13 protein-coding genes are annotated in these 14,788 nt (G+C 63.7%); 8 read left to right on the forward strand and 5 right to left on the reverse strand.

Annotation, left to right across the window (positions count from 1 at the left end; all coding sequences use genetic code 11):
- The first annotated feature begins 256 nt into the window (after positions 1-256).
- Both FJ930_RS29570 and FJ930_RS29575 read left to right on the forward strand, forming a co-directional pair.
- On the forward strand, positions 257-1,405 hold the full coding sequence (locus FJ930_RS29570; RefSeq protein ID WP_141841131.1) for an amidohydrolase: 1,149 nt from the start codon (positions 257-259) through the stop codon (positions 1,403-1,405).
- Between the two features lie 703 nt (positions 1,406-2,108).
- Positions 2,109-3,980: a mechanosensitive ion channel family protein gene (locus FJ930_RS29575; RefSeq protein ID WP_246677097.1), complete on the forward strand. Its 1,872-nt coding sequence runs from the start codon at positions 2,109-2,111 to the stop codon at positions 3,978-3,980.
- Positions 3,981-4,129: 149 nt separating this feature from the next.
- Here the strand turns inward: FJ930_RS29575 and FJ930_RS29580 are convergent, their stop codons facing one another.
- Positions 4,130-5,677: a winged helix-turn-helix domain-containing tetratricopeptide repeat protein gene (locus FJ930_RS29580; RefSeq protein ID WP_141841133.1), complete on the reverse strand. Its 1,548-nt coding sequence runs from the start codon at positions 5,675-5,677 to the stop codon at positions 4,130-4,132.
- A gap of 292 nt (positions 5,678-5,969) precedes the next feature.
- Here FJ930_RS29580 and FJ930_RS29585 point away from each other — a divergent pair, with 292 nt between their 5' ends.
- Complete coding sequence (locus tag FJ930_RS29585; protein ID WP_140747762.1) at positions 5,970-6,692, forward strand: alpha/beta hydrolase; 723 nt, start codon at positions 5,970-5,972, stop codon at positions 6,690-6,692.
- Positions 6,693-7,225: 533 nt separating this feature from the next.
- The gene (locus FJ930_RS29590; RefSeq protein WP_141841134.1) at positions 7,226-8,440 is read left to right on the forward strand and encodes an alpha-D-ribose 1-methylphosphonate 5-triphosphate diphosphatase; all 1,215 of its coding nucleotides are present in this window, start codon (positions 7,226-7,228) and stop codon (positions 8,438-8,440) included.
- Between the two features lie 33 nt (positions 8,441-8,473).
- Here the strand turns inward: FJ930_RS29590 and FJ930_RS29595 are convergent, their stop codons facing one another.
- The 3 genes from FJ930_RS29595 to FJ930_RS29605 all read right to left on the reverse strand — a co-directional run bounded on the left by FJ930_RS29595 (position 8,474) and on the right by FJ930_RS29605 (position 10,283).
- Entirely contained in the window at positions 8,474-8,674 is a 201-nt protein-coding gene (locus tag FJ930_RS29595) for a hypothetical protein (protein ID WP_140747743.1), read from the reverse strand.
- A 255-nt stretch (positions 8,675-8,929) separates the two neighbouring features.
- Positions 8,930-9,439: a hypothetical protein gene (locus tag FJ930_RS29600; protein WP_141841135.1), complete on the reverse strand. Its 510-nt coding sequence runs from the start codon at positions 9,437-9,439 to the stop codon at positions 8,930-8,932.
- Between the two features lie 13 nt (positions 9,440-9,452).
- On the reverse strand, positions 9,453-10,283 hold the full coding sequence (locus tag FJ930_RS29605; RefSeq protein WP_141841136.1) for a class I SAM-dependent methyltransferase: 831 nt from the start codon (positions 10,281-10,283) through the stop codon (positions 9,453-9,455).
- Between the two features lie 82 nt (positions 10,284-10,365).
- Between FJ930_RS29605 and FJ930_RS29610 the strand changes: the two genes are divergently transcribed.
- The 4 genes from FJ930_RS29610 (at position 10,366) to FJ930_RS29625 (ending at position 14,169) form a co-directional block, all read left to right on the forward strand.
- Positions 10,366-11,274: a LysR substrate-binding domain-containing protein gene (locus FJ930_RS29610; RefSeq protein ID WP_141841137.1), complete on the forward strand. Its 909-nt coding sequence runs from the start codon at positions 10,366-10,368 to the stop codon at positions 11,272-11,274.
- A gap of 112 nt (positions 11,275-11,386) precedes the next feature.
- Entirely contained in the window at positions 11,387-13,414 is a 2,028-nt protein-coding gene (locus FJ930_RS29615; protein WP_141841141.1) for an amidase, read from the forward strand.
- Positions 13,415-13,425: 11 nt separating this feature from the next.
- Positions 13,426-13,713: a hypothetical protein gene (locus FJ930_RS29620; protein WP_141841138.1), complete on the forward strand. Its 288-nt coding sequence runs from the start codon at positions 13,426-13,428 to the stop codon at positions 13,711-13,713.
- Between the two features lie 39 nt (positions 13,714-13,752).
- Entirely contained in the window at positions 13,753-14,169 is a 417-nt protein-coding gene (locus FJ930_RS29625; RefSeq protein ID WP_141841139.1) for a VOC family protein, read from the forward strand.
- Position 14,170: 1 nt separating this feature from the next.
- Here FJ930_RS29625 and FJ930_RS29630 read toward each other — a convergent pair.
- Positions 14,171-14,788 (reverse strand): ThuA domain-containing protein (locus FJ930_RS29630; RefSeq protein WP_141841140.1); only part of this gene is annotated, 618 nt, incomplete at its 5' end.

The following is a 14,788-nucleotide window of genomic DNA, read 5'->3' on the forward strand; positions in this document are numbered from 1 at the left end:
CTCCGGCCAAAGGGCAGTGCAATCGCATACGGCAGCGCCGGCCCCTCTCCGTCCGCTGCGCGGCCACCTCTCCCCCATTACATGGGGGCGAGGAAACGCCAATCTCCGAAGTCGCGGCTTTGGGAGGCTTGGTTCCTCGCCCCCACAAAGTGGGGGAGAGGTGGCCGCGCAGCGGACGGAGAGGGGGAGCGCCCTATGCGATTGTCCTCGCCTTGTGACCGGCATGTCACGAAGAACGCAGCGGAGGCCAAGAAGCATGACCCTCACCAACCGGGACATCGTCGAGCTGACCGAATGGCGGCGCAAGCTGCACCGGCAGCCGGAAATCTCAAACGAGGAGGAGAAGACGGCCAAGGAGGTCGTCGCCTTCCTCGCCGATACCGCGCCGGACAAGGTGCTGACCGGCCTCGGCGGGCATGGCGTGGCCGCCATCTACGACAGCGGCAAGGCCGGGCCTACGGTGCTGTTCCGCTCCGAACTCGACGCGCTGCCGATCGAGGAGCTTTCCGGCGTGCCGCATGCCTCGCAGGTGCCCGGCAAGTCGCATATGTGCGGCCATGACGGACACACCGCGATCCTGGCGTCGCTTGGCCGCCAGCTCGGCCGCCAGCGGCCGGCAAGCGGCCGCGTCGTGCTGATGTTCCAGCCGGCGGAGGAGACCGGCAATGGCGCGGCCGGCGTCGTCGCCGATCCGCGCTTCGGCGAGATCGCGCCGGATTTCGCCTTTTCGCTGCACAATCTGCCCGGCGTGCCGTTCGGCGAGGTGCGGCTGAAACCCGGCGTGGTCAACTGCGCCTCGCGCGGCATGCGCATCGTGCTGGAGGGCAAGACCGCGCATTCCTCCATGCCCGAAACCGGCATCTCGCCGATGCCGGCGATCTCGGAGCTGATGCCGGCTTTGCCCGCACTCGGCCGCGCGACCTTCGCCGATGACGATTTCTCCATGGTCACCGTCACCCATGCCGAGATGGGCGAAGCCGTGTTCGGCATCGCGCCTGCCCATGCGGAAGTCTGGGCGACGCTGCGCACGCGGCGTGACGAGCGCATGGCGGATCTGTGCGCCGCCGCCGAAGCGCTGGTCAAGGAGATCGCCGCCCGCCACGGCCTCTCCGCCTGCTGGGACTATCACGAGATCTTCGTCGCCAGCGTCAACGCGCCGGACGCGGTGGAGCACCTGCGGCGCGCCCTCGACGAAGAAGGCGTCGTGCACGGGCAGGAAGCCCTGCCGATGCGCGCCTCGGAAGATTTCGGCCTGTTCGGCCACGGCGCTCCCTCGGCCATGTTCTTCCTCGGCGCCGGCGAGAAGCACCCTGCCCTGCACAATCCGGACTATGATTTTCCCGACGACCTGATCCCGATCGGGTCAAGGATTTTCATGCGCACGGCGCGCAATCTGCTGGGGTGAGGTTGGCCTAGATCAGCTTCCCAGGCGTCTGATGGCAAATCAGAGAGCAATAGCGGACGTGCAACCGGTTGCGGTCCGCTGCGACCACCTTTGACCGTGAGACCACCCGGTGGTGCGTTCGCCGTCCGTCCGCATTATCGACCGTCATGCTACGGTCTGGCTCGGAACGATGAGGCTTGCACCACAACATCGGTTTCTTCAAGGTAGGAGCGACGACGGACATTGATGTCGTTGCTTGCCGATCTGACCGGAAGGTTACAGCACCATGCCACTCACGGTTCGACGATTGGGCGCCAGGAACCTGGCGCGCCCGGCACGACGTCTCGGAGATCTGACGGCGATGTTTGTCCTGATTGCCAGGCCGCTCGTCTTTGGAATCGCCCTCTTGTTGGCTGGTCCGGCACAGGCGCAGGCGGCGGCGAGTGTCCCGACTGAAAAGGTCAAACAGCTGTTCGAGCTTCTCGACGACCCGTCGGTGAAGGCCTGGGTGGCCGCACAACGAAATCAGGACGCCGGGCCGACGCAAGCGCCTGCCGAGGCAGGAGCTTCGCCGGCCGGCGCATCGTCGGACGCGGTGGCCGCACCAGGCCAGATGAATACGATGGCATCCTCGATGCTCGATCGGATCAGGCATCATATCGAAAGAATCGGGCGAACCTTGCCCTCGCTGCCAGGCCAGTTCGCCCGCGTTCGGGCAGCGACCATGGACGATATGTCCAGCAAGGGATCCGCCGGCGTACTCTCGCTGATTGCGATGTTCATCGCTGCCGGGCTGGCGCTCACCTGGGCAACGTACAGACTCACCCGTCCATTTCGTCTTTGGATCATCGCGCAGCCGAAGGACACCCCCGCTGGGCGAGCCAAGAAGATTGGCGGCCGCACGCTTTATTCCAGTATGCTGATCGTCTCCTTCGCCCTGGGCAGCGCCGGCGCGTTCATGTTGTTCGACTGGCCGATGCTCATCCGCGAAATTGTCCTGACATTTCTGATGGCTGCGGTCGTTACAGGGGGTGTGCGCATGTACGTCACAGCCTTGCTCGTCCCTTCCTTCATGAACGTCGAGAACGCCGTCGAGGTTCGTGCCTTGCCGATCACCAACGAAACGGCCGACCATTGGACCTATTGGCTGTCCCGGATCGTCGGCGTCTTCGCCTTCTTCGCCGCCGCGTTTCTCCTCTTGCCGGGTCTCGGCATCGATCGGGACGGAATGCTGGTGCTGTCGACGGGCGCCGATTTCGTGCTGCTGCTGCTCTTGCTGCTTGCCGTTTGGCGTCGGCCAAGAACACAGCGGGAGGCTGCACACCAAAGCGGTCACACGGCAGCGACGTGGTTATTGACTTGCTATTTCGTCGTTCTGTTCCTGCAGCGCATCGCCGGCCTCAGTACACTCTTCTGGTTTACCTTCGCCGCGTTCTTCCTGCCCTTGGCAATCGTGCTGACGCAGCGCGGGGTCAATTTCGTCCTGCGGCCGGGTTCGGAAGATGCTGGCCGGCCGACGATCCCGGCGGTGACGATCGCTGCCATCGATCGTGGAATCCGGATGATCCTGATCCTGGCCGCGGCCTATTTTCTGGCGCGTGTCTGGGGCCTGGACATGCAGTCCATGGAAGGCAGCGATCCGACGACCACGCTCATATTGCGCGGCCTGATCAATGTCATGGTCATTGCGCTTGCCGCCGATTTCGGCTGGTCGATCATCAAAGCCCTGATCGAACGAAAGCTGGGCATCGAAACGCCGCACGCGGTGATCGGCGACGAGGAGGTCCCGCCCCTCGATCCTCAGCAGGCGCGGCTGCGCACGCTCTTGCCGATCATCCAGAACATTCTGCTCGCATTGATCGTGGTGATGGCGGTGCTGATGATACTCGCCTCGGTGGGTATCCAGATCGGCCCGTTGATCGCCGGCGCCGGCGTCGTCGGTGTCGCCGTCGGATTTGGGGCTCAAACCATCGTCAAGGATGTCATTTCGGGCGTGTTTTTTCTGCTCGACGATGCGTTTCGCGTCGGCGAATATATTACATCCGGCCGTTATGTCGGAACGGTGGAGAGCTTTTCGCTTCGCTCGGTGAAGCTGCGCCACCATCGTGGCTCGCTGTTCACGATACCTTTCGGTGAACTCGGGGCAGTCCAGAACCAGAGCCGTGACTGGGTTACCGACAAATTCAACATCACCGTCGGCTACGACACCGATATCGACTTCGCCCGCAAGCTGATCAAGCGGATCGGCCTCGAACTGGCGGAAGATCCCGAATTCAAAAACTGGGTGCTCGAACCGATCAAGATGCAGGGCGTACAGGAGTTCGGCGAGTACGGCATCGTATTGAGGGTCAAGGTCAAAACCAGACCTGGAGGCGCCTTCGGTATGAAACGGAAATTCTATGTACGAATCCGCCAAGCCTTCAAGGAGCAGGGTATCGAACTGCCATTTCCGACCGTCCACGTCCAGGGGCTGCAGACCCCCCATGGGGCAGAGAATGCGCCGTTGGAGATCACACCCGAGCTAAAGATAGCCGTCGCGCAGTCGCACACCAATCGGCGCAGAAGAAAGGTAGCACAAGAAGCAGGAAAGCCGTGACGCCTGCCGGTCACGGCGCGGCTTCCACATAGCGCCCGTGGCAGGGATACTCCTTGGATACCGAACGCCAACGAACGATTTATTTCAATGCTTTGTGGCGGTATATCGAAGCCACGCCGACAGCACTCCGGCCTGGCCTTCAGACTGGCCTAGCTTTCAACTGGCAGGCCCACCCTTTGAAGCCCGCTCTTGATCCTTTCGATATCCTCCGGGTTCTTGAAGGGCATCTGGTCAATGGCTTCAGCAAACGAATAATCCGGGTTGACCGCCATCAATTCGCTCCAGACCTGGCGCGCGCCCTCGCCGTCGTCCAGCAGGCCAAGCACCGCCGCAAGATAGGCGCGGCTCATGTCGGTTTTGGGAACCAGCAGGATGCGCTCGCGCAGCAGGGCGGCCGCGGTTTCGTATTTGCCGGCGATGAGGTGCGCCACCCCCAGTTGGTGCAGATACAGATGCGAATAGAGCGGGTCGAGGCGGATTGCCCGCTCCATGTCCGCGATCGCCGCCAGGGGCTTGCCCGAATACATGTTGAGCATGCCGCGCAGCGACAGCGAGGGCGCGAAGTTGGGATTGAGCGCCAGTGACATCTCGACCTCCGCTGTCCAGCGTTCGAAGTCCTTCCGGTACATCGAAACCAGGGCGGCGACGCCATGCGGAAACGGATCGTTCGGGTCTCGATCGATGGCTTCATCGACCAGCCTGCCGGCCTCGGCCAGCGCGCAACCGGGTTCGCTCACCCAGCGATTGTAATAGGCATGCGCCATTGCCATCGCGAGCGCGGCGTAGGGCGCGGCATAGGCGGGGTCATGGTCGATCGCCTCGCGAAACAGCTCCGCCGTCCGCCTGAAGACATCGGCATTCTGCGTCGCGCCCCGCTGCATCGCGCGGCCCCGCAGGAAGCAGTCATACGCCTCGATGTCAGTGGTTCCGGCCGAGGTGATACCAGGCCATTGGGCCGCTTCCTTCGGATTCAAGGCGATGTGGAGTTCGCCGACGATCTTGCGGGCCACTTCCTCCTGGACCGCGAACATGTCCGCCAGCTCGCGGTCGTAGCTTTCGGCCCATATGTGCGCGCCCGTCTCGCCGTCGCTCAGCTGCGCGACGATCCGCAGGCGGCTGCCGCTCCTGCGCACGCTACCCGCCAGGACATAGCGGACGCCCAGATCCCTGGCGACGGTGCGGATGTCGACCGACTTTCCCTTGTAGGCAAAGCTCGAGCTGCGGGCGATGACGACCAGCCCGGACAGCTTCGACAACATCGTTATGATCTCCTCGGCGAGCCCGTCGGCGAAATACTCCTGTTCGATGTCGGTGCTGAGGCTGGTGAGCGGAAGAACGGCAAGCGACGGCTTCGCCTGCGGCTGGAAGGTCTTGTTGGCTTCATCGAGGCTTGGCCCGAGAAAGCGATAGCCGATGCGGGGCACCGTCGCGATCCATTCGCCGCCGTCCGGCATCGGTCCAAGTGCCTTGCGCAGCAGCGCGATCTGCACCGAAAGATTGCTCTCCTCGACGACGCTGCCCTGCCAGCCAGCGTCCATCAGCTCGGTCTTGGTCAGGATCTCGCCCTGTCGCTTGAGCAGTGCGTCCAAGAGCAGAATGCCCCGGCGGCCCAGCGCCACGGGCTCTCCCTCGCGCAGCAACGTCCCCTTGTAAGGGTCCAGCGTAAACGGGCCAAAAACGATTGCTTGCTTCGACATTTTCTGGGTGCTGGCGCGCCTTAGGAAATTGTTCGCAGATTATTCGGCATCGCTTCAATACGCGAGTGCCGTTTCAAGACACCTTCTCCAGCGCCGCACCAAAGGCCGGCCAAGGATCCGCCGGGACCCCTGCACCGCAGGATCGTTCAATCGGCTGATGCTGAAAGCAGCCCTACCGTGGGCCGGTGAAGAGTTCGCGATGAACTTGCCGCCGCAACCAGGTTCCAAAGGAGAAACTTCAATGTCGACTGCTTTAACCGCACTCGTCTCGGCCGCCGCGCTTGCCTTGGGTATGTCAGCAACCGGTGCAATCGCCGCCCCGGTGAAGTCCATCGTGCTGGTCCATGGCGGATTTGTCGATGGGTCCGGCTGGGAAGGCGTCTATGACATCCTGAAAAAGGATGGCTATGAGGTCACCATCGTCCAGAACCCGACCACATCGCTCGCCGACGACGTCTCCGTCACCAAGCGCGCGATCGCCGCGGCATCGGGCAACGTCATCCTCGTCGGCCATTCCTATGGCGGCGTCGTCGTTTCGGAAGCCGGCACCGATCCCAAGGTGGCGGGCGTGGTCTACATCACCGCCTTTGCGCCGGATGCCGGCGAATCCGTCTCGAGCCTGATCGCCAACCCGCCGCCCGGCGCTCCGGTGCCGCCGATCCTGGCGCCGGTCGATGGATTCCTGTTCCTCGATCGGGGCAAGTTCGCCGCATCGTTCGCCGCCGATGTCCGCCCGGACCTCGCTTCCTTCATGGCCGACTCCCAGGTTCCCTGGGCCGTGGCCGCGCTTGAAGGCAAGGTCAGCGCGCCTGCCTGGAAGGTAAAGCCCAGCTGGTACCTGGTGGCGACGGAAGACAAGATGATCCCGCCGGATGCCCAGCGCGCCATGTCGAAGCGCGCCGGCTCCACGGTCGTCGAGGTTCCGGGCAGCCACGCCATATACGTGTCGAAACCCGGTGCGGTTGCCGAACTCATCGAAGAGGCGGCCCAGACGGCGAAGCCGCTCGGAAATTAGTCCGGCTCCCCTATCGGAGAAGGATGGCGGGTTTACTCCCGCCATCCACCGCCAGCGGCAGCCCGCCGATCGAGCTCCGCCCTAAACCGAGGCGGCCACCCTGCCCCAAACTCCGCATCAGCTCCCTCGGCGGGCAAAGCATCGCCAGGACAATCGTCAGGCCCGAGAACCGTATCCGGCACCACGATGCGCCAAATCGAACACCGCATACGTCCCAAGCGCGCCAAGATGGGCGCTTTTTTCGGATAGGCCGCAGCACGATCGCCGCATCACCATGATGCTGGCCTCTTATGACTATACTGTCATAAGATCGATAGCCGGCCCCACTATGACGATGGGCTTGCCGAGCAGATCTCCAGAATCGGCAGCCCCGACACCCGGCAACTCGTTCACGCCAAGCTTCAGGTATCATTAGCGATAGACACGCATGTTCGCGATAAATCGTCCGCGACGATGTCGCCGGCCTCGTCGACCGCGAAATCCATCTTTGAAACCGCTTCCTTTGCAAGCGATATGACAGCGAGAGACATTAGATGTGGCTGAGTGAATTCGAAATTGTCCTGCGCGACCGCGTCATCGCCTGCGGCTCCCTCAGGATCGAGAACGGCAGGATCGCCGAGATTCGCGACGAACCCGTTGAGCAGGCCGACATATCGGGTGGCGGCCGCCTGTTGCTGCCCGGCTTCATCGACATGCATGGCGACATGGTGGAGCGGGAAGTCGAGCCGCGCATCGGCGTCCACGTGCCGATGCGGATCGGCATCGCCGAGCTCGACAAGAAGCTCGCCTCCTGCGGCGTCACCACCGCCTATGCCGCGCTCTCCTTCATCGGTGCCAGCGTCACCAGCGGCGTGCTGCGTTCGGAAGATCATACGAGCACGATCATCGACACCATGACCGCAATGAAGGACGACCTGCTGGTTGATCACCGCATCCATGCCCGCTTCGAGGTGACCTTCACCCCGGCGGTTCCCATGCTGCAAAAGCTGATGGACACAGGCAGGCTGCACCTGATCTCGCTGATGGATCACACGCCCGGACAGGGACAGTACCGCGACGTCGAACTCTACATCGCCCGCATCGCCAAGGAGCGCGGCATGTCGGTTGCCGCGGCATCCGAGGTCGTCGGCAAGCGCATGGCCGGCCGCAAGGGCCAGGGCGATGTGCTGAACGCCCTGCAGGACCTTTCAGCCCGTGCGCGGGCTCGTGGCATCGTGCTCGCCTCGCATGATGACGACACGCTGGAAAAGGTGGAGCTCGTCCACGGCCTCGGCGCCATGCTCAGCGAATTCCCGGTGACCCTGGAAGCGGCGCGGGAAGCCCGCAGGCTTGGCATGCACACCGCCATGGGCGCCCCAAACGCGCTGCGCGGCGAATCCTACTCGGGCAATCTTTCCGCCCGCGAGGCCTACGAGGCCGGGCTGCTCGACATGCTGGCCAGCGATTACCACCCGGCCTCGATCCTGCCGGCCATTCTCGGCCTGGCGGAACCGCGCGACGATGGCCTCGTGGCGGCGGCGGCGCTGACAAGCGCCAACCCGGCCGCGGCGCTGGGGCTCACCGACCGTGGCGCCATCGAGCCCGGGCTGCTGGCCGACCTGGTCGTGGCTGACCGCCAGCCCGTGCCGCGTGTGCGCGCCACCTTCCGCGCCGGCCGCATGATCTATGGCGACGGCACGCTTGCACCGGCGCGAAACGCGCAACAATCTCAGGTTGAACGGGCCACCGCCGGCCTTGAATTGCTGTAAACGGAAAGCCGCTCCACAATTGCTGGAACTGCCCTAAACGTCGAGCACGACTGTCATGCCCCGGACCTCGGCCATTTCGAGCAGAAGGTCCTGCAGGCTTTCGAGGGTCGGCGCCGTGCCGGTTGTTGCTGTCAGCTCCGCGATACTTTCTTTCATGGAAATAGCCGCAACTCCGGTTTTCTCGGACAGCAGCCGTCCGATGGCCGCGCGGACAAGGGCATTCTGGTCAGGCATGATTCCCCTCTCTCATGCTGGGATCTCGGCACAACTTTTTTCAATAATATGCCTTGGATGCAACTTCTGCGAGCCTTGGCCTACGCTTGCAAGTCGTCTTGTGGATCCAGGTCGTCTTGTGGATCTTCGTCTTGAACGGCCCGGCAACCGCTCAGCTGCGAAAGCGACCGCAACACCAGCCGTCGCGGGCTCGACGGTTTCAATTGCAGCAAGCAGGGCCAGCGGCAAGCGAGGCCGCCGCTCTCCCGTCCTTCATCACGGGTAGGAGCCCTGAACCGCCTCGGGCCGGCGCCGCGTCAACAAATAGAAGGCGGCGACATGCGTGATCATCAGCAGGGGAACATAGATGATCGGAATCGCGTAAGCCGCGCCCAGTTCTCCCGCCAGATCGGGAAGGCCGAGCAGAACCCCATGGTAATAGTCGACGACGATGTCGACTGCCCCGACCAGATTGAAGGCGACGACGAACAGCCAGAAGACTGAACGCATCCGCACCGTGAGAAGCGCCAGCATCGCCAGCAATCCGGTGGCGAAGTCGGCGTATGCGGCGAAGACCGCGAAACCGGCTGGCAGATTGGTGCCGACGATGCCGGGAAGGATGAAGACCAGCCCGAAGAAGCGGAAACTGTGGAGCGTGGCGATGGCGCGCTGCGCCTCGATCGGGTCCATCGATCTGAGCTTCGGCCAGACATAATAGCCGAAGCACAGCAACCATGGCACGTAACCCAAGGCGAGATGGATATTAAAGATCGTTGCCGGTGACATCTCACGCCTCCTGTCAGGCCTTGCCCGGAACGGCTTCGAAGACCGCCGTCAGGATGCCCAGCCGGTCTTCCATGAGGTTGCGCCCGAGGTTGGCGGCAACGCCCGCGAAACCCGACCCCATGACAACGCCGAGATTGAGCAAAGCGGGCGGCCCGGACGCCCGCAGCTGGGCGAACCAGGCCTTGGCCGTTGCGGTGTCGTCCTGCCAAACCAGCGGCTCAAAGTCCGCCTGCTCGATCCGCGTCCGCGTTTCGGCCGCTGTGAGCAGAAAACTCTCCGCTGGAGTGCGCGCCCAGGGAACGGGGTAATGAGGGTCGCCGCCATTCAGCACGACGTCATAGGTTGCAAACCGGCCGCCCGGCTTCAGCACCCGCCTGATCTCGCTGTAGAGCCCGTCCCGGTCGGCGATATTCATCGCCACGTGCTGCAGCAGCACGACATCAAAATGGCCGGCATCGAAGGGAAGCGCCAGCGCGCTGGCTGCCTCGAATGTCACCTTTGCGCTCAGTCCGGTACGTTCGGACAGGTAGTCCGCCGCCTCGACGAACGGCTCGCTGAGGTCGACGCCGGTCACCCGGCAGCCATAAGTCGCGGCCAGAAAACGGGCCGGCCCGCCAAGTCCCGATCCGGCATCCAGAACCGTTGTGTCCGGCCCAATCCCGGCAAGGCCGGCAAGCTCGGCGGTCGCCGCGAGCCCTCGGGTGTGGAACTGGTCGAGCCCGGCCAGTTGCTCCGGCATGAGCCGCTGGTCCTCTGGTCCGAGAGCCGCCAGCGCCGTCTTGAGACGCTCGGTCAGGCCGCTGGCGTGGTAATGGGCGCGCACGCCGTCGAGATTGTCTGTCATCGCGGTTTCCTCTGGTTTCGTCCTTGCTGGAGACATAGGACCGCTTCCAGGCAGCGACTATCCGCGATAATGTCGATGCGCCATGAAGCAGAACTTCACAGTAAGGCAGGGCGCGCTCGATGGCGTCGAGGCCTTCCTGAGCGTCGCCCGCCATCGCAATTTCCGAAAGGCGGCGGCGGAGCTGAAAGTGACCCCGTCGGCGATGAGCCAGGCGATCCGTACGCTCGAGGCACGCATCGGGGCGGCGCTCTTCATCCGCACCACGCGCAGCGTCGGCCTCACCGAAGCCGGCGAGCGTTTCCTGTCGCGCGCCGGGCCGGCATTCGAGGAACTGGTCGCGGCAAGCGAAGTGGCACGCGATCTTGGCCAACGCCCAACCGGACTGCTGCGCCTTTCGGTGCCGCCATCGATCGTGCCGGTCCTGCTGGAGCCGCTCATCGCCTCTTTCTGCCAGGCCTATCCGGAAATCGAGTTGGAGATCGTGGCGGGTGGAGAACTCGTCGATCTTGCCGCCGAGGGCTTCGACGCCGGCATCCGGCCCGGCCAGTTTGTCGCCGCCGACATGGTCGCCGTGCGCCTGACGCCACCGCTGCCGTTCGCGGTCGTCGGCAGCCCCGACTATCTGCGCCAGGGCAAGGTGCCCGAACAGATCGAGGATCTGCGCGGCCATGCCTGCCTGCGCATGCGCCGCTCGAACCGATCGATCGCGCCCTGGCCCTTTCTCGACGGCAGCAAACCGGTCGAGGTCATCGTCTCCGGCCCGCTCATCGCGCATGATTATCCAACACTGCTTGGGGCGGCGCTAAAGGGTGCCGGGCTTGCCCAGGTGCCCGCGCCGCTCGCCAAGCCGGCGATCGCCGACGGCCGTTTGCAGGAGGTGCTGAAGCCCTTCGCCGCGAACTCGTCGGGGGTTTTCCTGTACTACCCGGCAAAGCGGCAAATGTTGCCCAAGCTGCGCGCGTTCATCGACCATGTCAGGCATCAAGGGTGACGCTGGAGCCGCTCCGCGCCTAACTCTGGCTCGCAATGAATTGCGATTGGCTCTTGCCGAAGCGAGCCGCCGCCTCCATCCATGGCGTGCGGAAAACAGCCTGGAACCAATGATGATCGATGCCAGCCTAAACCTTGTCGAAGCGACGATCGACCAACTTCGAACCGCGCTCGACGACGGCGCCGTCACCAGCGTCGAACTGGTCGCCGCCTATCTGCGCCGCATCGCGCATTTCGATCGCCATGGCATCAGCCTCAACGCCGTTCCGGTGCTCAATCCGGCGATGTTCGAGGAGGCCGCCGCTTCGGACCGGCGGCGGCGCGATGGCGCCACGCTCGGGCCGCTTGACGGCATCCCCTACACCGCCAAGGACAGCTACAAGGTCAAGGGCCTGACGGTCGCCGCCGGCTCGCCGGCCTTCGAGCATCTCGTCGCCAATGAAGACGCCTTCACCATCGCCAGGCTCAGGGCCGGCGGCGCGGTGCTGATCGGTCTCACCAACATGCCGCCCATGGCCAATGGCGGCATGCAGCGTGGCGTCTATGGCCGTGCCGAAAGCCCATACAATGCCGACTATCTGACCGCAGCCTTCGCGTCGGGTTCGTCCAACGGCTCGGGTACGGCGACGGCTGCCTCCTTTTGCGCCTTTGGGCTCGGCGAGGAGACCTGGTCGTCGGGCCGGGCGCCGGCCACCAACAATGCGCTGGTCGCCTACACGCCCTCGCGCGGCGTCATCTCCGTGCGCGGCAACTGGCCGCTGGTGCCGACCATGGATGTCGTGGTGCCGCATACGCGCAGCGTGCCCGACATGCTGGAACTGCTCGACGTCATCGTTGCCGACGATCCCATGACGCGGGGCGATTTCTGGCGCGCGCAGCCCTGGGTTGCGTTGCCGAAAAGTTCGGAGACAAGGCCGCGACGCTATACCGACCTGACGCTCACCGGATCGCTGAAGGGCATGCGGCTCGGCGTGCCCAGGATGTATATCGGCCGCGACAGCGAGCCCGACCGGCCGATCGAAACCCGTGCCTCGGTGCTGGCGCTGTGGGAGCAGGCGGCGACCGATCTCAAGCAGCTTGGCGCCGAGGTGGTGGAAGTCGATTTTCCCGTCGTCTCCAACTATGAACGTGACCGCCCCGGCGCGCGCACCATGGTGGAACGCGGGCTGGTGCCGCAAGACTTCGCCGACCGCGAAATCTGGGACCTCTGCATCTGGGGCTGGGACGACTTCCTGCGCGCCAATGCCGACCCTGCTTTGCCCGATCTCGCCTCGGTCGACGGGCCGAAGATTTTTCCCCAGCCGCCGGGCACGCTGCCGGACCGCTATGAGGGTGGTTTCGATCTGTCGGAATATGTCGAGCGGGCGAAATCCGGCGTCACGCCACTCGAACGCATCCCAACCATCGAGGACGGGCTGAAGGGGCTGGAAGCGACGAGGCGCATCGATTTCGAGGACTGGCTGGACGCGCAAGGCATCGACGCCGTGGTGCTGCCCGCCGCCGCCGATGTCGGGCCGGCCGACGCCGACGTCAACGAAGCCTCCGCCGCGCTTGCCTGGCGCAACGGCACCTGGGTCGCCAACGGCAATCTGGTCTGGCGCCATTTCGGCATTCCGACCGTCACCGTGCCGATGGGGACGATGGCCGACATCGGCATGCCGGTCGGCCTCACCTTCGCCGGCAAGGCCTATGACGACGAAAGGCTGCTGTGCATGGCCGGGGACTACGAACGGTCGACCTGGCGCCGCACAAGCCCGCCGCGCACGCCGGAACTGGATGGTGATGTGTTTTCGCGCCGCCCCGTCCAAACCGGCGGCGGCAAAGCGCCTCCCCTCGCCATCGCATTGGCCGCCGAGACGCGCACTTTGGGCGATCAGGACGAAATCGTCGTCACGCTGGACCTGCCCATTGAAGCAGCCGAGGCGGAGAAAGCCGGCGTCAAGGTGCATGTCAACGGAGAGGAAATTGCCATGCAGCGGGATGGCACATGCCTGACCGGCCATGCGCTCGTGCCGGCCGCCGAGCATCAGCGCTTCCACAGCATCTGGCGCGGCTCGTACGGCTCCATTGTCACGGCAGTGGTGCGGCTGGAGGACGGGCGCACCGCCGGAGCCTATGCGGTTACCGGCGGGATTGGGTGAGGACAGCCAGGATGAATCAGCAACGTCTACCCTTCCGTTACAAGGCCCTGATTGCTGTCAACCTTGCTGTTAGCGCTGCGGGTATTCTGTTACGGTCCCTCTATCCCAAAAGCATCTTCATAGCCATGTTCATCATGGCGACTATGCTTACTGCCTTATCTGGATGGGTAATTCTTCGAGAGAAGCTGAAACCGTCGACGTCGATAAGCGAAACACGGCTGACATTTACAGCTTTTGGAGTGGGCATCGGTTTGGGTATTTGGGGTATGTACATTACCCTTGGCACCATCCTTGAATGACCCGATGCGGCCCTTACCCGCACAACTTCAGGGGCAGCCATGATCAAAGTGAAGCAACTCGCCCATGTCTGCATCTTCGTCAATGACCTCGAAGAGACGCAGCACTTCTACGGCGATGTCCTGGGCATGGAGGTCCAGTTCAACTTCCTGCGCGACGGCGCGATTTTCGGCTTCTACCTCAATTGCGGCGGCCGCAGCTATGTCGAGATTTTCCAGAAGAACGGGGCGCGGTTCAGCGAGACGGACCAGATCAACCATTGCCTGGCAGTCGAAGACATCGACGCTGCGATCGCGCACATCGCGTCCACGGGCGTCGACGTCACCGCCAACAAACGCTCCTGCGACGACACATACCAGGCCTGCCTGCGCGATCTCAACGGCGTGAAGATCGAACTCTTCGAATACACCGCCAAAAGCGCGCAATTCACCGGCGGCGACGGGGTCGCCGACTGGTAGGCTAGTCGCGCGCCGCCCAGAGCAGGCCACGCTCCACGATCAGCGCCATTTCCGGCATCGCGAACTCATCCACGGTGTGTCCAAGCGAACTGTAGAAGACTTTCCCCGCGCCGTAGCGGCGCTTCCAGACGACCGGCATGACGACGCCGCCAATGCCCGAAAAATGCGCGTCGGTGAAGGTGGTCGTGGCCAGCACTTCGTTGCTTGGGTCGACATGCATGTAATATTGCTCCGACCGATAGGCGAAATCGCTGATGCCTCTCGTGATCGGATCATCAGGCCGGGTAATGACCACGTGATAATCGATAATGTCGCCTGGATGCGCGACCCACTGGCCGCCGGTCATGAACTGGTAGTCCGGCTCATTGCGGAAACTGTCGCCCATCGTGCCGTGAAAGCCGCCGAGGCCGCTTCCCCCGCGGACCGCATGCGTCAGGTTCCGCAGCTCGGCCTTCTCGACCATCGACATGGTGATGACGGGCACGATGAGATCAAATGAAGATAGATCCGGGTCGGCGAACATCGCGGGACCCTCGCCCAGCGTGACGTCGAACCCGTTGCGCTCCAGCATGCCTCGCACGACAACAGCACTGCGTTCGGGCGTGTGGCCCTCCCACCC

It is taken from the genome of Mesorhizobium sp. B2-4-15, from assembly GCF_006658505.1.
Classification (GTDB): domain Bacteria; phylum Pseudomonadota; class Alphaproteobacteria; order Rhizobiales; family Rhizobiaceae; genus Mesorhizobium.